General features: G+C 40.6%; 26 protein-coding genes. 11 read left to right on the forward strand and 15 right to left on the reverse strand.

All coding sequences use genetic code 11. From position 1 onward, the window contains the following. Window positions 1-126 precede the first annotated feature (126 nt). Entirely contained in the window at window positions 127-1,164 is a 1,038-nt protein-coding gene (locus AAEU31_RS18365; protein WP_135925254.1) for an AI-2E family transporter, read from the forward strand. A 50-nt stretch (window positions 1,165-1,214) separates the two neighbouring features. On the opposite strand, the gene AAEU31_RS18370 is transcribed toward AAEU31_RS18365, so the two are convergent. From AAEU31_RS18370 to AAEU31_RS18390, 5 genes are all read right to left on the reverse strand, one after another. Further along, on the reverse strand, window positions 1,215-1,634 hold the full coding sequence (locus tag AAEU31_RS18370; protein ID WP_135925252.1) for a hypothetical protein: 420 nt from the start codon (window positions 1,632-1,634) through the stop codon (window positions 1,215-1,217). Next, the gene (locus tag AAEU31_RS18375) at window positions 1,621-2,958 is read right to left on the reverse strand and encodes an ATP-binding protein (protein ID WP_135925250.1); all 1,338 of its coding nucleotides are present in this window, start codon (window positions 2,956-2,958) and stop codon (window positions 1,621-1,623) included. Before AAEU31_RS18375 ends, AAEU31_RS18370 begins: the two co-directional genes overlap by 14 nt. Further along, a complete protein-coding gene (locus tag AAEU31_RS18380) occupies window positions 2,952-3,626 on the reverse strand; it encodes a response regulator transcription factor (protein ID WP_054552907.1) in 675 nt (224 codons plus the stop codon). Before AAEU31_RS18380 ends, AAEU31_RS18375 begins: the two co-directional genes overlap by 7 nt. Window positions 3,627-3,628: 2 nt before the next feature. Then, window positions 3,629-3,880, reverse strand: a complete 252-nt coding sequence (locus AAEU31_RS18385; RefSeq protein ID WP_138557333.1) for a PepSY domain-containing protein — start codon at window positions 3,878-3,880, stop codon at window positions 3,629-3,631. 151 nt (window positions 3,881-4,031) lie between these two features. Next, complete coding sequence (locus AAEU31_RS18390) at window positions 4,032-4,331, reverse strand: YciI family protein (protein WP_421967972.1); 300 nt, start codon at window positions 4,329-4,331, stop codon at window positions 4,032-4,034. 198 nt (window positions 4,332-4,529) lie between these two features. Here AAEU31_RS18390 and AAEU31_RS18395 point away from each other — a divergent pair, with 198 nt between their 5' ends. Continuing rightward, window positions 4,530-5,954 (forward strand): sodium-dependent transporter, encoded by a 1,425-nt coding sequence (locus tag AAEU31_RS18395; RefSeq protein WP_235383766.1) that lies wholly within the window; start codon window positions 4,530-4,532, stop codon window positions 5,952-5,954. Window positions 5,955-6,002: 48 nt separating this feature from the next. Here AAEU31_RS18395 and AAEU31_RS18400 read toward each other — a convergent pair whose 3' ends face one another. Further along, the gene (locus AAEU31_RS18400) at window positions 6,003-6,641 is read right to left on the reverse strand and encodes a CPBP family glutamic-type intramembrane protease (protein ID WP_119851615.1); all 639 of its coding nucleotides are present in this window, start codon (window positions 6,639-6,641) and stop codon (window positions 6,003-6,005) included. A gap of 58 nt (window positions 6,642-6,699) precedes the next feature. Then, window positions 6,700-7,287: an inner membrane-spanning protein YciB gene (locus AAEU31_RS18405; protein ID WP_135925239.1), complete on the reverse strand. Its 588-nt coding sequence runs from the start codon at window positions 7,285-7,287 to the stop codon at window positions 6,700-6,702. Between the two features lie 193 nt (window positions 7,288-7,480). Here AAEU31_RS18405 and AAEU31_RS18410 point away from each other — a divergent pair, with 193 nt between their 5' ends. After that, window positions 7,481-7,750 (forward strand): HU family DNA-binding protein, encoded by a 270-nt coding sequence (locus tag AAEU31_RS18410; RefSeq protein WP_421967973.1) that lies wholly within the window; start codon window positions 7,481-7,483, stop codon window positions 7,748-7,750. Window positions 7,751-7,886: 136 nt separating this feature from the next. Beyond that, window positions 7,887-8,450, forward strand: coding sequence for a type 1 glutamine amidotransferase domain-containing protein (locus AAEU31_RS18415; RefSeq protein ID WP_421967974.1), 564 nt, complete (start codon window positions 7,887-7,889; stop codon window positions 8,448-8,450). A 229-nt stretch (window positions 8,451-8,679) separates the two neighbouring features. Here the strand turns inward: AAEU31_RS18415 and trpA are convergent, their stop codons facing one another. From trpA to AAEU31_RS18445, 6 genes are read right to left on the reverse strand one after another with little or no spacing between them, the layout of a single operon-like run. Then, window positions 8,680-9,492, reverse strand: a complete 813-nt coding sequence (gene trpA, locus AAEU31_RS18420; RefSeq protein WP_199526206.1) for a tryptophan synthase subunit alpha — start codon at window positions 9,490-9,492, stop codon at window positions 8,680-8,682. After that, window positions 9,489-10,673 carry a tryptophan synthase subunit beta gene (gene trpB, locus AAEU31_RS18425; RefSeq protein ID WP_135925232.1) on the reverse strand — a complete coding sequence of 395 codons (1,185 nt, stop codon included), beginning with the start codon at window positions 10,671-10,673 and terminating at the stop codon, window positions 9,489-9,491. The genes trpA and trpB overlap by 4 nt, the downstream gene beginning before the upstream one ends. A 7-nt stretch (window positions 10,674-10,680) precedes the next feature. Next, complete coding sequence (gene trpCF / locus AAEU31_RS18430; protein ID WP_421967975.1) at window positions 10,681-12,045, reverse strand: bifunctional indole-3-glycerol-phosphate synthase TrpC/phosphoribosylanthranilate isomerase TrpF; 1,365 nt, start codon at window positions 12,043-12,045, stop codon at window positions 10,681-10,683. After that, the gene (trpD, locus tag AAEU31_RS18435) at window positions 12,038-13,057 is read right to left on the reverse strand and encodes an anthranilate phosphoribosyltransferase (RefSeq protein WP_421967976.1); all 1,020 of its coding nucleotides are present in this window, start codon (window positions 13,055-13,057) and stop codon (window positions 12,038-12,040) included. Before trpD ends, trpCF begins: the two co-directional genes overlap by 8 nt. Before the next feature lie 9 nt (window positions 13,058-13,066). Then, window positions 13,067-13,672 (reverse strand): aminodeoxychorismate/anthranilate synthase component II, encoded by a 606-nt coding sequence (locus AAEU31_RS18440; protein WP_135925225.1) that lies wholly within the window; start codon window positions 13,670-13,672, stop codon window positions 13,067-13,069. Beyond that, entirely contained in the window at window positions 13,672-15,240 is a 1,569-nt protein-coding gene (locus tag AAEU31_RS18445) for an anthranilate synthase component 1 (protein ID WP_421967977.1), read from the reverse strand. The genes AAEU31_RS18440 and AAEU31_RS18445 overlap by 1 nt, the downstream gene beginning before the upstream one ends. 535 nt (window positions 15,241-15,775) lie before the next feature. On the opposite strand from AAEU31_RS18445, the gene rnm reads away from it, so the two are divergent. The 6 genes from rnm (at window position 15,776) to AAEU31_RS18475 (ending at window position 20,003) form a co-directional block, all read left to right on the forward strand. After that, on the forward strand, window positions 15,776-16,615 hold the full coding sequence (rnm, locus tag AAEU31_RS18450; protein WP_135925220.1) for an RNase RNM: 840 nt from the start codon (window positions 15,776-15,778) through the stop codon (window positions 16,613-16,615). Window positions 16,616-16,624: 9 nt separating this feature from the next. Then, window positions 16,625-17,248, forward strand: a complete 624-nt coding sequence (locus AAEU31_RS18455; RefSeq protein ID WP_135925218.1) for an L-threonylcarbamoyladenylate synthase — start codon at window positions 16,625-16,627, stop codon at window positions 17,246-17,248. 8 nt (window positions 17,249-17,256) lie between these two features. Further along, window positions 17,257-18,093 (forward strand): segregation and condensation protein A, encoded by an 837-nt coding sequence (locus AAEU31_RS18460; RefSeq protein ID WP_421967978.1) that lies wholly within the window; start codon window positions 17,257-17,259, stop codon window positions 18,091-18,093. 236 nt (window positions 18,094-18,329) lie between these two features. Continuing rightward, on the forward strand, window positions 18,330-18,692 hold the full coding sequence (locus AAEU31_RS18465) for a hypothetical protein (RefSeq protein WP_421967979.1): 363 nt from the start codon (window positions 18,330-18,332) through the stop codon (window positions 18,690-18,692). Window positions 18,693-18,868: 176 nt separating this feature from the next. Next, on the forward strand, window positions 18,869-19,423 hold the full coding sequence (locus AAEU31_RS18470) for a cytochrome b (RefSeq protein ID WP_063529650.1): 555 nt from the start codon (window positions 18,869-18,871) through the stop codon (window positions 19,421-19,423). A 1-nt stretch (window position 19,424) separates the two neighbouring features. Then, on the forward strand, window positions 19,425-20,003 hold the full coding sequence (locus AAEU31_RS18475) for a YceI family protein (protein ID WP_135925208.1): 579 nt from the start codon (window positions 19,425-19,427) through the stop codon (window positions 20,001-20,003). Window positions 20,004-20,025: 22 nt separating this feature from the next. Here AAEU31_RS18475 and AAEU31_RS18480 read toward each other — a convergent pair whose 3' ends face one another. Further along, entirely contained in the window at window positions 20,026-20,889 is an 864-nt protein-coding gene (locus AAEU31_RS18480; protein ID WP_421967980.1) for a hypothetical protein, read from the reverse strand. A 115-nt stretch (window positions 20,890-21,004) separates the two neighbouring features. Then, window positions 21,005-21,172: a hypothetical protein gene (locus AAEU31_RS18485; RefSeq protein ID WP_165381452.1), complete on the reverse strand. Its 168-nt coding sequence runs from the start codon at window positions 21,170-21,172 to the stop codon at window positions 21,005-21,007. A 367-nt stretch (window positions 21,173-21,539) separates the two neighbouring features. Between AAEU31_RS18485 and AAEU31_RS18490 the strand changes: the two genes are divergently transcribed. Continuing rightward, on the forward strand, window positions 21,540-22,115 hold the full coding sequence (locus AAEU31_RS18490; protein WP_421967981.1) for a dienelactone hydrolase family protein: 576 nt from the start codon (window positions 21,540-21,542) through the stop codon (window positions 22,113-22,115). The last annotated feature ends 121 nt before the right edge of the window (window positions 22,116-22,236 follow it).

Genomic DNA, 22,236 nt, shown 5'->3' on the forward strand with positions numbered 1-22,236 from the left:
TACGACTGGCCAATAATATCACAGATTGTATGAATTATGAGCATTTATTGTGCCAGATGTTTTTCGATTTTCTTTTATTACTTATTTGACATACACTGATGGGAAAAAGTTTACAAGGATTTTATTTTGTCGAGCCTGACTGGTGTTAATAAGAGTTTAGTTATATTTGCGGCTTTAGTGATTGTTTTAGCAGGTATAAAAGCTGCAAGTGTGATTGTTATTCCTTTTGTTTTGGCTGCCTTTATTGCCATTATATGTAATCCCCTTATACGTTTTTTTGCCGGGTATAAAATTCCCAAGGGCGTTGCAGTGGTGTTAGTAATGCTCATTATTGTTGGCGTTGGGATTAGCCTTGCCGGTTTAGTTGGGCAATCGATGACCGATTTCTCTGAAAAACTACCCGAGTATAAAACACAACTAAAAGAAGAGTTTGTTTGGGTGGTTAATGTTGCTGCAAGTTATAATATTTTGATTGATAAAGAGCAGATTATTTCTTTATTCGATCCGGGCAAAATGATCGATGTTGCAACGAATATGCTAACGGGATTAGGGGGAGTGATGGCCAACCTGTTCCTAATTATATTAACCGTGGTGTTTATGCTGTTTGAAGGGCCGATGCTGAATAAAAAAATTCATTTAGCACTCGATGACCCAGAAATGAAAATGCAACAAATTGATCGCTTTTTAGGGTCAATAAACTCTTATCTCGCAATAAAGACCATGGTTAGCTTGGCTACAGGTCTTTTAGCTGGGTTTATGCTTTGGGCACTGGACGTTGATTATTTTGTATTGTGGGGTGTTGTTGCTTTTATGCTTAACTACATTCCTAATATTGGTTCTATCATTGCAGCGGTACCTCCTGTATTACTTGCTTTGATAACGCAAGGGCCGCTAGTTGCAGGGATCATTGCAGGTGGCTATTTAGTGATTAATACAGTGATGGGTAATATCGTCGAGCCAAAGTTCATGGGCAAAGGCTTAGGTTTATCAACGCTGGTGGTTTTTTTATCGTTAATTTTTTGGGGCTGGTTGATGGGAACAGTAGGTATGTTGCTGTCAGTTCCACTAACCATGATAGTAAAAATTGCTTTAGAAACCAGCCAAGAAGGGCGGTGGCTTGCAACTTTACTTGGTAACGGTGAAGAGTTAACAATTGACCAATAGCAATTTGCTAGATTAAGCAAAATTTAAATAATAAGGCGCTAACGCGCCTTTTATTTAAGAGGTTGTTTTAGAATATTTAAGTGATTACCAAGGATATTTATTTCACAAAGCTTATAGGTAATGGCTGCCTTGGTTGCATTTGGCATTTCATTTAAGTATCGCCAACGACAGCTGTCTTCTAGATAGCGTTCTTGATTCACTAAGCTTCTTTTAAAGATAGGCAGTAATTGACTATTTCCCGTGTCTTCTTTGATTTTTTCAATATCCATAGTGAGTTTATTTACCCACATTTTTTGATCGCGTTGCAAATCGCTAATCACTTGGTCAAGACATTGAATATAACGCTTAGTTTCTTCGGTATTGTTGCTTGTTAACTGGCAATCATGTGGTGCTTGTGAAGCCTGTGATGCCAGTGTTACAAGAGCAGCGCACAAAGTGAGTGTTATAGTGAATTGTTTATTTTTTATCATGATAATTAAACTCTAATATAAACTCAGCACCACCCAGTTTTTCTGCATCTCGGATAGTCAATGTGCCATTATATGAGTTTACTAAATCTGATACGATGGCCATACCAACACCATGCCCACTCTCATATGTATCGAGTCGGGTGCCGCGGGTTAGTAGCGATTCACGTTTTTGCTCTGGGACACCTGGTCCATCATCACAAATGCTGAGAGTTAATTGCTTATTTTGCTTAACCTTTATATCGACCTGCGAACGGCAAGCTTTACAAGCATTATCGATTAAATTACCAAGCAGTTCCATTAAATCTGTTTTATCACCTAAAAAATAATCTTTTTCACTGACCTCAGAAGTGAAAATAATATCTTTATCGCGATACACTTTACTCATTGCACTTAAAATTGACTCGATAACCGGCTTAATATGGGTTTGCTTTTTCCATGTATCAGAGGCACCCGTAGCGGCACGTTTTAATTGATGTTCGATCATCACATTAATACGATCCAATTGCTCTTGTGCATCAGCATCATTGGCCAATGGGCTTGACTTAAGCACTGCCAATGGCGTTTTTAATGCATGAGCAAGATCGCTTAATGATGCGCGGTAACGCTCTTTTTGGCGCTGCTGCGATTCAAGCAATAAGTTTAAATCGGCTTTAATAGTTTGCAACTCAACCGGGTAAAGACCTTTTATTTGCTGGTTATCGCCCGATTCAATGGCTTTAATTTCTTTATCGAGACGCTGCAGTGGTCTTGCACTCCACACAAAACCAATTGCCATCAGTGCAGCAATGGCCACACCCATCACATACATCCAATTAACCAGTGTTTGTTTAAAGCCATCCATCAGCCTAAGTAGAGCATCATTACGTTTTAATAAGATAAAACGGGCATGCTCCGATTGGTCAATGTTTTCTAAAATAACGGTAAGTGTTAATTGCCAATATACGGTATTGTTGTATTCAACACGGCGAAAGTCAGCAGAGCCTGCTGGAGCTTCAAAGTTATCAGGAATAAAGTTGATATTGGTGGCTGATTCAGAATACCAAACAGGTAAGTCGCCGCGATAAATCATCGCATAGGTATCTGAGTTTAATCTATTTAGCTCTGGAGTTAAGATGGTACTTGGCATAACAATGCCGCGTTCGGTGAAATCGACTTCAGAAATTAATGAATATAAGTGAGCTTCAAGGGTTTTTTCGGTCGCTTCGACCAAAGAGGCGTAGTAAGCCTTACCAATTGAGAAAAACAAAATTGGTAGGGCTACTAATAAAACAAAGACAAGGATAAATCCTTGCCTTACTTTAAGCGGTATTTGCGATGCTACCACTGACTTTTAAGCCTATAACCACGGCCGCGTAATGTTTCAACTGGGTTAAGGGTGCCATCAGGGTCAAGCTTTTTACGTAAACGCAATACGAATACTTCGATTACGTTCGAATCAAGGTCGAAGTCTTGATCGTAAATGTGCTCTGTTAGCTCAGATTTAGAAATTACCTTTTGAGGGTTAACCATTAGGTATTCTAACACTTTGTATTCGTATGCAGTTAAGCTAAGTTCTTTATCGTTAACCCACACTTGCTGTGAGCGAGTATGAATTTTGATAGGACCAGCTGTCATCTCTGGGTTTGCTTTACCTGCGCTTCTACGGATAAGGGCATTACAGCGGGCAATTAGCTCTTCAACATGAAATGGTTTTGTAAGGTAATCATCAGCACCTGCATCGAGGCCTTCTACTTTGTCTTGCCAACGGTCACGCGCCGTTAAAATCAAAATAGGGATGGTAATGCCTTGAGCGCGAGCTTTGGTAATTAATTCGATACCGTCTACTTTTGGAAGGCCTAAATCTACCACCGCCATATCAAGCGGGTACTCAGTAATGTGGAATAAACCAGCTTCACCATCGTGACAAAGGTCAACGCTATAACGCTCTTTTTCTAGAGCATTACGAAGGTTATCTGCTAAGTGTAAATCATCTTCAATAACTAAAATTCGCATTCTTAATCCTTTTTCACTTCGCCAGTCTTTTTGTTCACATGGACGTCAACCACATGGCCGTTCGTTTTTAAAATTCTTACGGTAAATACTTTGTCTTGCTCTGTGATTTTTAGGGTTCGGCCATCTTCAGACTTTTTGGCAATCATCACAGCTTGCTTTTTAGTCACCTCAGGTGCTTGGTTTTTATTGGCATCAGCATGAAAGCTTGATAATGCAAATAAAAGACTAAAACTGAAGGCTAATAATATGCGCATGACGGGGAACTCCTAAACCAGACCCATTTAGTTTAATTAACCAATTAACTAAAATTCAAGTAATTACGTTAAATTCTGTAATTTGATAGCCAGATCTTAGTTAATAAGCCGTGAACAAACACTGAATTATTGATTCAGTTGAGTTCAGGCTTTAACCAAACACCTTTTTAAATGGTTTTACTACTGAGTTGTCATAAACGCCTACAGCAATATAAGGGTCGTTTGCTGCCCATTCGCGTGCTGCTTCTAATGAATCAAATTGCGCGACCACCAATGAGCCTGTAAAACCAGCCTCAGCTGGGTCTTCGCTATCAATTGCAGGAAGAGGGCCTGCTGTGAATAAACGATTTTGATCGTCTAACTCTTGAAGGCGAGCTAAGTGAGCTGGGCGTGCAGATTTGCGGGCTTCTAAACTATTTTCAACATCAGTTGAATAAATCATATACAGCATAGTGAGTTCTCAATGTTATTTTTAGAAAATAGTAGCATATTGTTAGCAATAGACGAGAGATTATTGTGTCATACATGTGTGTTCACTCGCTAAATAATCTTTACAGCTTTGCTTATAGCTTTCACTTATAAAGCTTGAAATACGCGGTGTAACACTGGTAGAGTCGCTGGGTTGAGAAAATAATAATAAGGTTTTTAAATGAGCGAAAAACGCGAGCACTTTAGCTCCCGCCTCGGTTTTATTTTAGCGGCAGCCGGTTCTGCTGTAGGTATCGGAAACTTAGTAGGTTTTCCTGTTTCAGCTACAAAAAACGGTGGTGGTGCTTTTCTTTTAGTTTATGCACTGTTTGTGATTTTTATCTGTTTGCCTGTGATGATGGCCGAAATGGCGATGGGCCGAAAAGCACAGAAAGATCCGCTTGGTTCATACAAAATCTTAGCGGGTAATGATCCAAAATGGAACTTTGCTGGCTTTTTAGCGGTATTAACGCCGTTTATGATTGCCGTTTTTTACATGGTGATCACCGTATGGATTTTCGGTTATTTATCGCAAACTGCATTCGGTAATCTAGATGCCTTGGCACAGCCTGATAATTTTGGCACTTTTATCAATAGCTACACAGTGTTTGGCTATATGGCCGTTGTTGCAATCATTGTTAACTTGATTCTGGTTGGTGGTGTAAAAGAAGGTATCGAGAAAGCGGCTAAGTTTATGATGCCAGCTTTATTTGTACTACTCACTGCGCTGGTTGTTTACGTATTAACACTGGATAATGCCATGGCAGGTGTGAAGTACTACATCGTTCCTGATTTCAGTAAAATGGATGCGAGCGTTTTAAATGGTGCATTAGCTCAAGCGTTTTTCTCATTGTCACTGGGTATGGGTATTTTAATGACCTATGCATCTTATATCTCTAAGAAAGACGATATAGTTGGCAGTGCTAAAATGGTTGCTGTAACAGACTCTCTTGTTGCCTTTATTGCGGGTCTTATGGTGCTACCGGCTATTTTTAGTTTTAACCCGAATACAGATCCAAGTACGTTATCTGACTCATCAGTGTCGATGATTTTTGTATACCTACCGAAAATTTTATTAGCGCTTCAAGCTGATATTGGTTACGTGGGTGCATCAATTGTAGCGTTTGTATTCTTCTTATTAGTCTTTTTTGCTGCAATTACATCGCTTGTATCGATTGTTGAGGTACCGACAGCTTCATTAAGTGATCGCAAAGGCATTAGCCGTAAAAAAGCGTTAGCTATTTTAACTCTATCAACCGGTGTTTTAACTGTGCTGTGTACGATGTCGTTTGGTATGGTTGAATCATTAACAAATTTTGTTAGTTACGGCGGGGCAGATAAGAGCTTATTCGATATTGTTTATGATGTGTTTTACGACACGATTTTACCGCTTAATGGTTTAATGGTGTGTTTATTCGTTATGTATCGTTGGAAAAAAGCGAACCTTTCTGAAGAGTTAAGCCAAGGCTCTGAAGGCTATATCGGTAGTTTTACAGAGAAGTATGTGAACTTTTCGCTATCAACGTTTATTCCGGCAATTTTATTACTTATCTTTGTAAATACGGTCGCAACAAAGTTTTTTGCATTTAGTATTTTCGGATTTTAAAAGCCAGCTCAATACTTAGCCGCGCACTTGCGCGGCTTTTTTATAGCCCTAGAATGCTCCGGCATCAAGCACATCACCCAAGCCAAGCGTAAACATCCATAACCCCCATAAGCTGTGCTCTATAACACACACGAAGGTAGAACGGCTTTGCGCATAGGTGTAAGAAAACAGCAGCCCACCTAGAAATGCTAGCAGTACTGCGAGTACATTCGCATAGACAATGTGAGCCAACGCAAACACCGATGCACTGACGATGATACGCACGGTTTTACTTGGCATAATCCGTTTATAGCGGTGAAAAAAGTAAGTTCTAAAAATAAGCTCTTGCGGCATCACCGATAAAATGGGGTAGAGCAATAGCAACATTAGCCAATCGTTAAATGAATTTCTTGGCAGTGAAAACCAGTTTTCTTGATTCATGATGCCGTAAAACATCCCTGAGAATAGCGCCCCTAAAAAGAAAAAACTAAATAAGCGACGTTTTACCGCACTAAATTGCCCAAGGCTAGTTAAACGAAAACGCTTAAAGTGGGGGTCTGATAACAGCAACATGCCGCAAACAGCCATTAAAATAATAAGGGCAGGAATAAGCCAGTTCGCGAGATAGGCACGCAGAAAAAAGCCTAATAGCGGTAAAGAAACAAATATGAGGGTAAATTCAAACCAGCGGTATTGGTTAGCGTTCAATGTCGTCTCAGCGTGTTTTTTATTTACGCTAACAAGCTAAGACGACAGATTTATGACATTAAGATTGCTTAGGATCTTTCTTTTCGTCATCTTCAGGTAAGTATTTGAAAAGGGCAATGATCGTTGCTAACACGCAAACAAAGGTAATACCCATTAAACCAAACACTTTAAAGTTAACCCAAAAATCGAGCGAGAAGTTATAGGCAATATAGATATTTAGCGCAGAGATACCTGCGGTCACTGCAACCCAAAACAGGTTAAGTTTATTCCATAGTGCTTCTGGTACATCAATTTCTTGTTTACTCTCAGAGGCATTTTCTAAAACTGAGCTAAGTGCTTTTTTCACAAGATTTTTGCCAAGCACATAGCGGCTTACTAACAAAGTGACACTGAAAATGGCATAAACAATGGTGGCTTTCCATTTTACAAACTGCTCGTCGTGGAATACTAAGGTCAGCGTACCTAATACCACCGCTATAGCAAAAAACACCCAGTGACGGGTTGGTACTTTGCCATCTTTAAAATAACAATAAGCAACTTGAATTAAGGTGGTTAGCATCAGCAAGGCTGTTGCCCAATAAATATCAACTAACTTGAAAACCGCAAAAAACAAAATCAGCGGGATGTATTCAATAATCGCATGCATAGGTTTATAAATGCTCTAATTTAAAATGATACTGGGTTGTATCAAGTTATTGCGCAAGATACAAGGTTGACTTAGTAGCCCTGAAAGCTTAGCCTCCCGAGCCAATCTGGCCTAAACCTGCGTTTAGGTTGTTTTACCTTATCTTTTTCCGCTTAACCTCAGATGATTAAGCGGCGTATTTTGGAGCATTTTTATGAATAAAGCCGCACTAGTATCTCAAATGGCTGCCCACAGCGAATTAACTAAAAAAGACACACAAGCAGCTTTAACGAGCATGTTAAATGCTATCGAAAAGTCTCTTTCTGAGGGTGACCAAGTGCAAATTAATGGCTTTGGTACGTTTGCCTTGAGTTATTACCCTGCACGAAAAGGGCGCAACCCGCAAACTGGTGAAGAAATTGAAATTGCAGGCGCCAACAAACCTGTTTTTAAACCTGCAAAAGCCCTAAAAGACGCCTTATAAGCAGGATTTGCAAAGGTCTTGTAGCTTTTACAGGGTGTGTCGCTTTGAATTTTTAATAAATGCAATATTTTCAGTTGGTTATGTTTGGCATGGTGTCTGCTGTATTAGTGTGAGTTTTCACAAATAAGGAGATAGCATGTCAAATCTAAATAGCCAACTAAACGGTAAGAAAGTAGCGATATTAGCAACAAATGGTTTTGAGCAGAGTGAGCTGCTATCACCGCGCAGTGCGTTGCTTGAAGCAGGAGCTGAAGTCGAAGTTGTTTCGCTTGAAAGAGATGACATTACTGGTTGGGATGAAAATCAATGGGGAAAACGTGTAAGCGTTGACCGCATAGTCAGTGAGACAGATTCAAGTGAATATGATGCTCTATTATTACCGGGCGGTTTATTTAATCCAGATACTTTACGCCAAAACAGTGAAGCTAAAGCCTTTGTTGATGGTTTTTTTAGTGCAGGCAAAAACAAACCTATTGCCGCGATTTGCCACGGCCCATGGTTACTAGCCGAAATTAACAAACTACGTGACCGCAAAGTAACGTCATACCCAAGTATTAAAACGGATTTAATCAATGCAGGAGCTAATTGGGTTGATCAAGAGGTGTGTGTTGATGATGGCATAGTCACAAGCCGAAGCCCAGCCGACTTAGAGGCTTTTAATCGTAAGTTTATCGAAGAGATAGATACCAACTCGCACTAATATGCACTCATTTTGAGGGATTAAACCTTACGTTAACTGCGTTAAAAATTTTTTATTTAGAGCAACTAAACTACAAAATTTTTGCCTTGTTACCGAACAGGTTTTCTTGCCTCAAAAAGCCCGCTTAATTAAGCGAATTGGTATTGACGGCATCCACCGCCACCATTAATAATTAATGAGTAGATACATAAAAGGGCCTTTAAGGCCCTTTTTTAAGTAATAAAACAGCTTACTTAGTAGCGGCTTTCATACTGGCTACAAACTCTTTTAAACCAGTTAGCATTGCTGCTTGGTCATCAAGGTTCGCCTCGATGATTTTAACAACCGCAGAGCCTGAAATCGCACCAGCAGCCCCTGAATCGAGTGCTGATTTAACATCTTCCGGTGTTGATACGCCAAAGCCTAATAATGCCGGTGCAGCATGGTAATCTTTTAACTTTTTAACTAATGAATCTGCTGGCATTTGTGCTTTGGTTTCTGTACCCGTTACACCTGCGCGTGAAAGAAGGTACGTATAACCACGACCATATGAAGCACATTCTCGAAGAGTGTCATCATCTGCATTCGGTGTTGCAATAAAAATTGGATCAATACCATTTTTCATTGCTGTTTGGCGAAATAGCTTTGACTCATGCAGCGGTACGTCAGCCACTAAAATTGAATCAACGCCTGCTTCTTTAGCATCTTGATAGAACTTTTCAAGGCCACGCTTAAACACAAGGTTTGAATACAATAACAGGCCAATTGGAATATCGGCATTGTACTGGCGCACTTGTTTGATGATATCAAAGCAATCTTGGGTATTAATGTTTTCATCAAGCGCGCGAATGTTGGCAGCTTGGATCACCGGGCCATCTGCAATCGGATCTGAAAACGGAATACCAAGCTCAAGGGCATCAGCACCGCCATCAATTAAGCTTTTAATGATTTCTACACTGAGTGCTTTATTAGGATCACCAATAGTAACAAACGGTACAAAGGCACCTTGATTCGTTTCATTTAATGTGGCGAACATTTGTCCGTAACGGTTGGTCTGGCTCATAGCGCGCCTCCTTCTGATAAAACACTGTGTACGTGAGCCAAATCTTTATCGCCTCGGCCACTTAGGTTTACTACTAAAATAGTGTCTTCGGTTTGTTGTTCGGCATATTTAAGGGCGTATGCAAGGGCATGGCTTGATTCAAGCGCTGGAATAATCCCTTCGTTTTTAGCCAGTAGTTGGAACGCTTCAAGCGCTTCAGTATCGCTAATACCAACGTACTCTGCACGGCCAGTTTCATGTAAATGAGCATGTTGTGGGCCTACAGCTGGGTAATCAAGACCTGCTGATACAGAATAAGACTCTTCAATTTGGCCATCGTCATTTTGCATAATATAAGTATAGGTACCGTGTAAAATGCCTTTTGTGCCTTTACATAGCGTAGCACCGTGTTGATGGGTATCTAAGCCTTTACCAGCGGGTTCTACACCAATTAGTTTTACGCTTGGCTCATCAATAAAGTCTGTGAACATACCAATGGCGTTAGAACCACCACCTACACAAGCCAGCACCGCATCCGGTAAGCGACCTTCAGCTTTAAGCACTTGTTGTTTTGCTTCTTCACCAATCATTTTTTGGAACTCACGCACCATGGTTGGGAATGGGTGAGGGCCTGCTGCAGTGCCTAGTAAATAGTGAGCATCTTTATAATTTGCTGACCAGTCACGCAATGCTTCGTTTACTGCGTCTTTTAAAGTACCAGAGCCTGCTGTGACAGGAATAACCTCTGCACCCATTAGTTTCATACGAAATACGTTTGGTTGCTGACGTTCAACGTCTTTTGCACCCATGTAAACACGGCATTTTAAACCAAGTAGGGCACACGCAAGGGCCGTTGCAACACCGTGTTGGCCGGCACCTGTTTCTGCAATCACTTCTTTTTTACCCATACGCTTGGTGAGCAATGCCTGACCAAGTACTTGGTTGGTTTTGTGCGCACCACCATGGAGTAAATCTTCACGCTTTAAATACAGTTTTACCTTAGGATTTTTAACTAAGTTACGTGTCAGAGTTAATGGCGTAGGACGACCTGCGTATTCATTTAATAGTTTTTCAAACTCAGCCTGAAAAGCTGGATCGTTTTGTGATTTATTAAACTCTGCTTCTAGTTGCTTGAGTGCTGGCACAAGCAGTTGTGGTACAAACATACCACCGAATTCACCGAAATAAGCTGGATTTTGCATTCTAACCTCAATAATTTCTGATATGCGAAAACGCATTTTGTAATTTTGTTTGGCACTTTTTGCCCGCTGACGTTTCAACGCCAGAATTTAGGTCAAGGCCATTAGCACCGCGATAAAGCGCTGCATGAATATTCTCTGGATTCAAACCACCGGCTAACATAAAAGGTACTGTTGCTGTCTCTAGTACAGACCAATCAAATGCTTCGCCTGTGCCGCCTTTGTGGTTTTTGCTGTAAGTATCGTATAAATGGCGGTCAACCCCTTCAAGCGGTTTAGGTAATTCGCCTTTAACAGCTTGAGCTTTCCAAATTTCACAGCCAAGCGGTAATTGCTTTCTGAGACTTTGAATATACTCGCTATTCTCGTCACCATGTAATTGCACTGCAGCTAGTTTCAAGCTTTGAGCATAATCGACCACTTGTTCAAGAGGCGCATTGACAAACACACCTACATACGCGAGTGGGGCACTTTGCGTAACTTGCTTGGCACAGTCGATATCAACATAACGTGGCGATTTAGGATAAAAAATTAAGCCACCATACACAGCACCACTGGCATAGGCTGCCATCGCATCTTGTGAACGAGTTAAACCGCACACTTTGTTTTCACCTAAAATGACTTTACGACATGCGGCTTCTAAGTCACGCTCAGCCATTAGTGAGCTGCCAATTAAAAAGCCATCGCACAGTGGCGCAAGGCGTTTTACATCTTTATGGGTATAAATGCCCGACTCTGAAATAACCACTTTGTCATTTGGGATAAGCTGACGTAAGCGCTCTGTTGTTGCAAGATCAGTACTTAAATCACGAAGGTCGCGGTTATTAATACCAATTAGGCTGGCATTAAGTGCAAGTGCTCGGCTTACTTCTTGCTCATTACTGACTTCTGTTAGTACCGACATGTTTAAAGAGTCAGCCACTTTGTGAAGCGCTAAATATTGCTCGTCATCAAGGACTGAGAGCATTAATAAAATGGCATCACCACCAGATAAGCGTGCTAAGTAAACTTGGTACTCATCAATAAAGAAGTCTTTACAAATAAGCGGCTGTTCCACTTGGCTGCGCACGTATTCAAGGTACTGATAGCTACCTTGGAAATATTTTTCGTCAGTTAATACGCTCATACACGTTGCGTATTTTTTATAAACCGATGTAATTTCGTCTAAATTGAATGGTTCGCGAATAAGCCCTTTTGACGGTGAGGCCTTTTTACACTCTAAAATAAACTGCGTACCGGTTGCTGCTAATGCGCCTTCAAAGTCTCGCTTGGTTGGCACAACCTCGCTAATGAATGACTCAAGCGGGCGCTGTGCTTTTCTTTGTTCTAATTCAATACGTTTGTCGGCAACAATTTTGTCTAACACGTTAGCCATGACTTACCTCAATAATTGCGTTCAATGTGTTCATCGCTTTGCCAGATGCTAATAATTCACTTACCTGATCTGCGGCTGCTTTTAAATCACTTGCTTTATCGGTTAAATAAAGAAGGGCGGCAACGTTGGCTATAATGGCAGCGTTATGCGCCATTTCACCTTGACCTTGTAAAATCGCTAAGCTTGCTTTTGCGTTATATTCTGGGCCTTGGCCTGCAAGTTGTTCAAGTGAATAGTTTGCAAGACCAAAATCGCTCGCTGTTAGCGTGTATTCGCTCAGTTCACCGTTATTAAGCTCAACCACTTTGGTTGTCCCGTGCAAGGCAATTTCGTCAGTGCCTGCACCGTGAACCACCATGGCGCGTTTTGTGCCAAGGGTTTTTAAGGTTTCGGCCATTGGTAAACACAGCGAAGGGTCATAAACACCAAGCAATTGCACCTCAGGGGCTGCAGGGTTTGCCAGCGGCCCTAAAATATTAAAAATTGTGCGGCTTTTAAGGGCTGTTCGCACGCCCATCGCATGGCGTACACCACTGTGATAATGCGGTGCAAATAAAAATGCAAACCCCGTATTTTCTAAACAATAGACCGCTTGCTCAGGGCTCATATCTATATTGATACCCAAGGCTTTTAGTAAATCCGCTGAGCCAGAATTACTCGATACACTGCGATTACCATGCTTGACTATGTTGATGCCCGCAGCGGCGGCTACAATAGCAGCAGTAGTACTAATATTAATAGTGTTTGAGCCATCGCCACCGGTACCACAGCTATCTGCAAGCAAGGTTTTGCTGGTTTTAAATGGCACTGCATTGGCGCGCATTGATGCTGCCGCACCGGCGATTTCATCACTTGTTTCGCCTTTTAGTTTTAGGGCGATAAGTGCAGCAGTTAATTCAATATCATTAAGCTGGCCATTCATGATGGCATCAAACAATGCAGTTGCTTGCGAAAACGATAAATCTTGCTTTGCTAATAATTGGTTTAACTGGGTTTGAGTTGTTGCTTCCATGTTATTCCTCTACTGCACGCGTGCGGTTAAAAATTCAATGCTTTGCTGTAATAGCAATGCGCCATTTGGCGTTAAAATTGACTCAGGATGAAACTGATAGCCAAGGGCATTATCTTGTTGATGGTAAATTGCCATTGGAATATTTTCATAACAAGCAATTACTTCAACATCATCAGGGACTTTAGTTGCCATTAATGAATGATAACGAGCAACCGGCATTTTATCGCCCATACCTGCGAATACTGGGTGCTCAGTCAACGTAATAATTGATGACTTGCCATGCACAGTTTCGCCTGCATGACCAATAACCCCGCCGTAGCTTTGTGTTAGAGCTTGCTGTCCTAAACAGATACCCAGCATAGGGAAGCGGCCTTTACATAGTTCAATGAGTTCCATTAAACAACCCGCATCAGATGGCGCGCCAGGGCCGGGTGAAAGCACTAATAACACGGGTACTGTCTCTTGGCACATTTTCTCAAAGATGCTTTGTGCACTGATGTTATTACGGTATACCACTAACTGGCACCCTAACATAGAAAGTTCATCGACTAAGTTATAACTAAATGAATCAAAGTTATCTAAAAAGTAGATTTTATAGGCTGATGTTGTCGTCATTATTGTGCCTCGTAAGTCGATTGAATCGCAGTGATCACAGCTTGTGCTTTAGCGCGGGTTTCATTGGCTTCTGATTGTGGATCTGAATCAAACACCACACCTGCACCTGCTTGCACGTAGGCTGTACCGTCTTTAACAAAGGCAGATCGAATAACAATACAGCTATCCATAGCGCCATCGCCCGTTAAATAACCCACTGCACCTCCATAGCTGCCACGGCGTTTTTGTTCGGTTTGACGAACTAATTCAGCGGCGCGAACCTTTGGCGCGCCCACTAAGGTGCCCATGTTCATACAGGCTTGGTAGGCATGCAGCGCATCGAGTTCAGGCTTTAAAGTGCCAACAACGCGTGAAACTAAGTGCATCACTTGTGAGTAACGGTCTACTTTTAATAATTCTTTCGCGTGACGTGTGCCTGGTACGCTAATACGGGCAACATCATTTCGCGCTAAATCAACTAGCATAAGGTGCTCAGCACGCTCTTTTTGGTCGTTGCGAAGTTCAAGCTCAATGCGGCTGTCTAGGTCTGGATTAATTTGCCCGTTAGCAAACTTGCCACGAGGGCGAGTGCCGGCAATAGGGTATACCTCAACTTGTTTACTCTCTGGGCAATATTTGAGGGCTGACTCGGGCGATGCGCCAAATAACACAAATTCTTCATCGCGCATATAAAACATATATGGGCTTGGGTTTTGTAGTTTTAATTGGCTGTAAGCATGAAGTGAGTCTGGGCAGGCGAGAGAAAAAGTACGTGACGGAACAACTTGGAAAATATCGCCATCAACGATGTTCTTTTTCAACTTGATGACATGTTCGCAGTATTGCTCGTCGCTTACATCCACAGAGATTGGGTTTGAGCCTGCTTGCTTTTGCCCTTGGTAGCTTTGTGCATTGTCGCAAACAGCATTTAAACGCTCTAACTGTTGACCAACCTCAAAGCAATTAGCATGGACTTGTGGGCCGTTAAACACATTGCCAATTAGCTCAGTTGTTTTTGCTTGGTGGTCAATGACAACTAACGTTTCGGCTAGATAGAAAACATAATCAGGGCAACTATTTTCGCCGTCAGGCACATCAGAAAGAGTTTCGAAATTAGCAACCATATCGTAGGCAAACACACCACCTAAAAACACAGAAAACGGATTGTCTGTGGTGCTTTTAATACTATTTATGCAGCTGCGTAGTGCACTAAATGCGTTATCTGCAACTAGTTTACTGGCTTCATCAATATCGCTGGCAATCTCGTTGTAGGTTAAGGTTAATGTGTCTTCTACAAGCTCTGCAGAACAATTTTGCACATGGCTTTGTAAATAAGGCAGTAATTGTTTGCCGTTATTTGACTGTGCTGTGAGTGTGACCTGTTTGCCTTGGCAAACAATACGTAGCGCTGAGTCAACCAAAATTAGACTTTTTACACTGTCTTTAGAATCAATTTCAGCAGACTCTAACAGCAGTGAGTTAGGCTTATCGAGTAAACTGTATAACGCAAGTGGGCTACTTATGTAATCGCGCACTTGAGTGATACTGGTTACTTCACCCGGTGTCGTTGTTATATGACTAAAAATCAAACCTCATTCTCCCTCATTCCCAAAAACTCTTTAAAAAACAAAACCCCGCAAAGCGATGCTTGGCGGGGTTCGTATAAAGATGCCTATAAATTAGATAGACCCTTACCGTCCCGCTAAGCCAGGCGCCACCACCAATGATGTGTAAGAGTTGCTATGTAATTCATTATAAAACCTTAAAATTTAGATATAAAAAAACCCGCTACATGAGCGGGTTTAGAAATCGTTAGACACGACAATTCGTCACCCGCTTGTTACGAGTGCCACCACCAAATTGTGATTTGAATTGTTTTGTTCATTGTTGTTTCTTATTTAACGTGTCTGAAAGTGCATACAGTAAAGCGTACCTGAGCCGATACTGTCAAGCATTAATTTACATATTAATACGTGTTGTGTATTTACCTATCGTAATTGCCCATTTATGTGACTAGTACACACAGCTATATGTCTAACATAAAAAGATAATCACGCCCTCGCAGTAAATTTTTGTTATACTCACATCATTGATTCAAGAACTTACGTAAAGCAGTCTTTCCCTTTGATAAAATACGATTTACATAGCCACACCACATACTCTGATGGTCAGCTATCAGTCGAGCAATTGTTACACCGCGCGGTTGAGAAAAACATAGATGTGTTTGCAATTACCGATCACGACACGTTAAGTGCCATAAAACCAGCTCGCCAAGTCATAGCTGATGATAATTTACCGCTTAAATTAATTGCTGGTGTTGAAGTATCAACAAAATGGGAAAGCTTCGAAATTCATATTGTTGGTTTAAATGTTGATGATGAAAATGACTCACTGTTGTCATTATTACAAGCGCAACAAGCCAAACGTGAAGAGCGAGCAACCGAGATAGGTCGCCGCCTTGCTAAAAATGGTTTTGAAGGCATTTACGACCAAGCAAAAACATTTGCTGAAAACGCACAAATCACACGCGCGCATTTTGCCCGTGCACTGATTGAGCGTGGTGTAGCTAAAAACTTCCCAGGCGTATTTAAAAAATACTTAGGGCGAGGAAAAACAGGCTATGTGCCAAGTAGTTGGTGCGATATGCAAACAGCAATTGCTGCTATTCATCAAGCTGGTGGAGTTGCTGTACTTGCACATCCTGGGCGTTATCAAATGTCGAATAAGTGGCTGCGTAAGTTAATTATTGAGTTTAAAGACGCGGGTGGCGATGCTATGGAAGTGGCACAACCACAGCAAGCGCCGAGTGAGCGCCAGTTTTTAGGTGAATTGAGTCGTGAATACGGGTTACTTGCATCGCAAGGCTCAGATTTTCATTTTCCGACAAGTTGGTTAGAGCTGGGTAAAAATTTATACTTACCAAAAGATTGCCAAGGGGTTTGGCAAGCATGGGAAGGGCAATAGGAGCGTATAATGAGTCAGTTTTTTCATATTCATCCAGATAATCCGCAACCACGTTTGATCAGCCAAGCGGTTGATATAATTAAACAAGGTGGTGTGATTGTTTATCCAACCGATTCAGGCTACGCAATTGGTTGTAGTATTGGTAATAAGCAAGCAAAAGAGCGCATTGAGCGTATCCGTGGTGTTGAAAAACATCATAACTTTACTTTGGTATGTCGCGACTTATCGGAGCTATCAACCTATGCTCGCGTTGATAATCAGTTATTCAGATTAATTAAAAATAACACTCCAGGGCCTTATACTTTTATCTTCAAAGGCACTAAAGAAGTACCAAAGCGTTTATTGAACGAGAAGAAAAAAACCATTGGTATCCGTGTTATAGAACATCCGATCACTTGTGCTTTATTGGCTGAGTTAGGTGAGCCTTTAATGTCGTGTTCTTTAATTTTACCGGGTGAGCAATTTACAGAAGCTGATCCTGATGAAATTCGCGATCGCATTGAAAAGCAAGTTGATTTAATAATTCATGGTGGTTATCTTCCTGAACAAGCAACCACAGTGATTGATTTGTCGGATGATGATATCGAAATTTTACGTGTGGGTTGTGGTGATACTAAACCATTTGAACTGTAGAGATTTCATTGACTAGCCAAGAGCTTGATGCCCAAGATAACTTACAAGAGCCAGTACAGCAAAAGCTGCCACTGGCTTTTTTGCATGGCAAAGCGGTGGTCGACAAACCTGAAGACTTATATATTCCTCCCGATGCGTTGGAGATCATTTTAGAGACCTTTGAAGGCCCTCTTGATTTACTTCTGTATTTAATCAAAAAACACAAACTAGATGTGCTAGAGCTCTCTATTTTTAGCATTACTGAGCAATACGTTAGTTATGTTGAAATGATGAGTGAGTTTCAGCTTGAACTGGCTGGTGAATACCTTGTCATGGCAGCTTTATTAGCACAAATTAAATCAAGATTATTGCTACCAAAACATGAAGAGCTTGAAGAGGAAGAAGACCCACGAGCTGAGCTTGTAAGACGTTTACAGGAATACGAACAATTTAAAAAAGCTGCCGAAAACCTTGACGAAATTCCTCGCGAAGGCCGCGATATCTTTGTAGCCGAAGCAATGGTGCCAGAATTTGGTGAGCGTGAGTTACTGTTACCTGACGTTGACATGAAAGACTTGTTAGTGGCACTAAGCGACGTTATGGCCCGAGCTAAAACATTTGAGCACCATCATATTACCGCAGAGGCTTTATCGACCCGTGAACGTATGAGCTTAATCTTAGATAAGCTCTCAGAAGCCCAATCACAATTACCTTTTCATACTCTTTTTACTATTGAAGAGGGCAGAAGCGGTGTTGTAGTTAGCTTTATCGCCATGTTAGAACTGGTGAAAGAAAATTTGATCAGCTGCTTTCAGGTAGATGCCAATAGCCAGATTTATGTTGGTTTGGTGGAAGAAAGCGAATAGCTGGAAGCTAAAATTTTTCTGTTTAAAGCTTTAAGTGGTTAGATTTAAGTTTCAAAATCTGTGACTTCTTCATGGCAAGTAGGTCATCACCAGTCAAGATAAAGATAATCACTAAAGTGTGCTTTGTATTCTAATAAAACACTTAACTTACAAAGTGTTAAACAATTGCGCCTAGACTCAGTAGCTGATAAGTTAGTTTTCCCATTTTGGGTAAGCCTACTATTAAGGAAAATATAATGAAAAAGTTAGGAATGCTACTGTTATCTCTCGCTGCATTTGGTGTCTCAGCTGCAGAAAGTTTGCAATTAGACCTTAACCTTTATTTGAATAATCAACTTGTAAAAACGCACGTTGTTAAAACTGAAGAAGACAAAACTCAAACAGTGACCGCAGATGATATTCTTAAATTTGATGTAACCCCTACATTGAACGAGCAAACTGTGACACTAACGTCAGCACTCTATAAATTTGAAAATGGCTCTTATAATAAATTTCAAGAACCTAAGTTAATGGTAAACCTTAACGAACCTGCAACGATTGAGGTTGGGACTGAGGGTCTTGAAGTGTACAGGATTGAAATAACAGCAAGTAAAATATAAAACTTAATTTTCTTAAGCTACTCAAAGTTAATAGTTATATGACCTTTGCCTTTTAACTTTCCTCTTTACCCTGAAATGTGCATATACGCACAGAAGCTGTTCGTTTTACGCTATTTTCATTATATAAATCCTAAGCTAAGCTGTACTTAGTTTCGTAATTCTCATAGGAAATGAGTATGTTAAAGAATTCAAAGTCAAGTTATGGCTGGGTCGCCATCTTAGTGCACTGGTTAATGGCTCTAGGGGTGTTTGGTTTGTTTGGCTTAGGCGTGTATATGGTTGAGTTAACCTATTATGACGCATGGTACAAAGGCTCTTTGGATTTACATAAAAGCGTGGGTATTACCTTAGCGGCATTATTGTTGTTTCGTTTTGGTTGGCGCTTGTTAGGTACTCAACCTGAGCCTGTTGCTGGTAGCTCAAAGGCAATGAATCATGTTGCTCACTCAGTACATAAACTGATTTATTTAGCTCTAATCGTTATCGTGACATCGGGCTATTTAATCTCTACGGCTGATGGCCGTGCAATTGAAGTATTTAATTTATTTGCTGTACCGGCATTACCCGAGTCGGTCGCGAACCAAGAAGATATTGCAGGTAAAATTCACTTTTATGCCGCGTATGGGCTAATAGCTGTGGTTGTTTTACATGCTTTAGGGGCACTAAAACATCATTTTATCGATAAAGATAAAACCTTAATTAGAATGATCAAACCATTGAAGGATGATTAACATGAAAAAATTACTATTAGGTACAGCACTAAGTGCTGCACTTTTCTCAACAGCTAACGCAAATGCAGCTGACTACGTTATTGATACAGATGGTGCGCACGCATTTGTTACTTTTAAAATTAAGCACTTAGGTTACAGCTGGTTACATGGTCGCTTTAACACCTTCTCAGGTGATTTTAGCTATGACGATAAAGCTCCTAATGCTTCTAAAATCAATGTAACGATTGATACTAAAAGCATCGACTCAAATCATGCCGAGCGTGATAAGCACTTACGTGGTAAAGACTTCTTAAATGTTGATAAATACCCAACTGCAACATTTAAAAGTACATCAATTAAATTTGATGAAGACGGTGATGAAGCGGATGTTACAGGTGAATTTACCTTAAATGGTGTTACTAAAACCATTACTTTTGAAATTGATAAAATTGGTGAAGGTAAAGATCCTTGGGGTGGTTACCGCGTTGGTTTTGAAGGCGAAACAAGCCTAAAACTAGCTGACTATGGTATCGACTACAACCTTGGCCCAGCATCAACACATGTTGATATTGGTTTATTTATTGAAGGTATTCGTAAGTAACAACAGTTTAAATCAGTGCCGTTTAATGGGCGGCACTTTCATTTCTTTTAATTAATCTCTTTTCCAAAATAGGCTGCAAATTATCGGGTAGCCACCTTATCATCACATCGTGAAAAGACTGAGTATGGGCTATTTTTTCAAGCGTAATATCTAACTGTTTTATGTGCTCACTACCTTGTTCGTTATTCGTACAGCCAATATAACCAAGGCTTAAATCGGGCGCCTCTGACAGTGTCAATTGTGTGAGCTCATCTTCAAATCCCATTGAACGAGCTAAATAGTAGTGCTCGCTGGGGTAGCCAAGCAGTATATCAATTCGTTTCTTATTAAGCATGTATGTCAAACTTGCTAAAGTGTCGCGACCGGGTCTTGAGATAATATTGGCATCATGGCTGGTGTTTATAACGTTATCTATGTCTTTACCAAATGAGCGACTCATAGACACTCCAAGAGCAAGGTGCTTATCTGCAAGTAATGTTTTTAATGAAACAGGCTTTGCTGTGTTCAGTTCTAGAGTGTTCACTAACTCTTTTCTAATTGCTATAGAAGGGGATAACCCAACTGTTGATGTATGTTTAGAAAAAACAATATGCTGACGGCGATGCTCACTTTGGTACAAAGATAGCATACAGTAATTATTATATGGATTTGATAGCTCATGCACTGCGCGACTTGCAGGAAAGAGGGAGCGCTTAAAAGTGTAATCAGGCATCGCTTGTTCAAGCAGTTTGATTACGCTCTCATCTCGCCCTGTACCTTCATACTTGTCATTCATGATGTAGTAGGGAGCAAAATCAACCATGATCCACTCAATGACTTTTGGTTGTTCAGTTGCCTGTGAAACAGCACTGCAAAAAAATAACAAAAGCAACCAGAAACGACGCATTGTTACTACCTATAATTAAGTATTGTTAAATCTAAGTTTAGCAGGGATTTAGGTTTGTGATAGTAGGTATGTAGACTATAACGCCAGCATTGTAGCTGGCGTTAATTGGTTGGTTTTAGTTGGCTTTTAACCACTTAACAAATTGACGGGCATCACTCGCCTTTTGGAAAATGGCATTTTTCAAGCCCTGCGTGTCACTAAAGATTACACGCTGTTTGTTAACCGAAATTGATTGCACTGGATGTGCGATTTGGATCAAAGATCCATTGTATTTATATGACATAATAAAACTCACTCTTTCTTTTTGTCTGTGTCTGTAGAGCTTTAAAAGGCATTAAAAAATACAGACCGACATTTGTTGTCTTGCATACAGTGTTGACTAAGTTTGTGACAGTTTAGTGATGATTTATAAATTCATCTAAATGTCATTTAGCAACTCGGGTTGCAAGTGTTTATACGAATATGCGGGAATTACTGGATCAAGGTAAGGGGTTAACCGCGAGGTTTTTTTAAAACCAGAGAAATAGATTACGTTAAGATTTTTCATAGTGCAAGGTTTATTTTTTAAACACAGCAATTAATTTCTGGATATTTTTTCGAAACAAGTGTAGTGTGAATTGGCACAAAAACAACAATAAATAGGTATGACCATGAATTACCTGTTAGTAACGGATATTTTTGGGAAAACTGCGCATTTAACCCAGCTTGCTCAGCAGCTTCGTGGCAAAACGTGCCTATGTGATCCATATTCGGGTCAAATTCAACTTCCTATTAATGAACAGTTTCAATATCAACACTTTTTGACTCATTGTGGCCATGACGGTTATCTCGAAAAAGTGTATCTGAAAATGTCATCCCTGCGTGAGCCTACAACAATTATCGCGTTTAGTGCTGGAGCAACAGCCGTTTGGCGTGCTCAAGCAGAGTTGAAAAATACAGCGATAAAACGGGTTATTGCTTTTTACCCATCACAAGTGAGAAATCACCTTGAGCTTGAAGCGTCTATTCCATTTAGGTTTATTTTTCCTAAAAAAGAAACGCATTTTGAGCTTGCTCCGGTGGTGTCTGCTTTAAAAGCCAAAGCAGGTGTTCAATGTGATATTACACAATATGAGCATGGGTTTATGAACCCTTTATCAGATAACTTTAATCAACGCGCTTTTCAGTATTTTACAAAACAACTTTTGCTCAGCCATGATTGCGAACAACTCGTGACTAATGCATAAAGACTAGTCTATAGTTATTACTAAACAATATTGTAAGTAATAACTATGACGGACCATTCAAATTACAGCCACTTTTTATCGAACCCTGTTGCTAAACCTCCCTGTCGCATGACGAATGCGC

The sequence above is a fragment of the Pseudoalteromonas thalassia genome, from assembly GCF_049257215.1.
GTDB classification, from domain to species: Bacteria; Pseudomonadota; Gammaproteobacteria; order Enterobacterales; family Alteromonadaceae; genus Pseudoalteromonas; species Pseudoalteromonas lipolytica_C.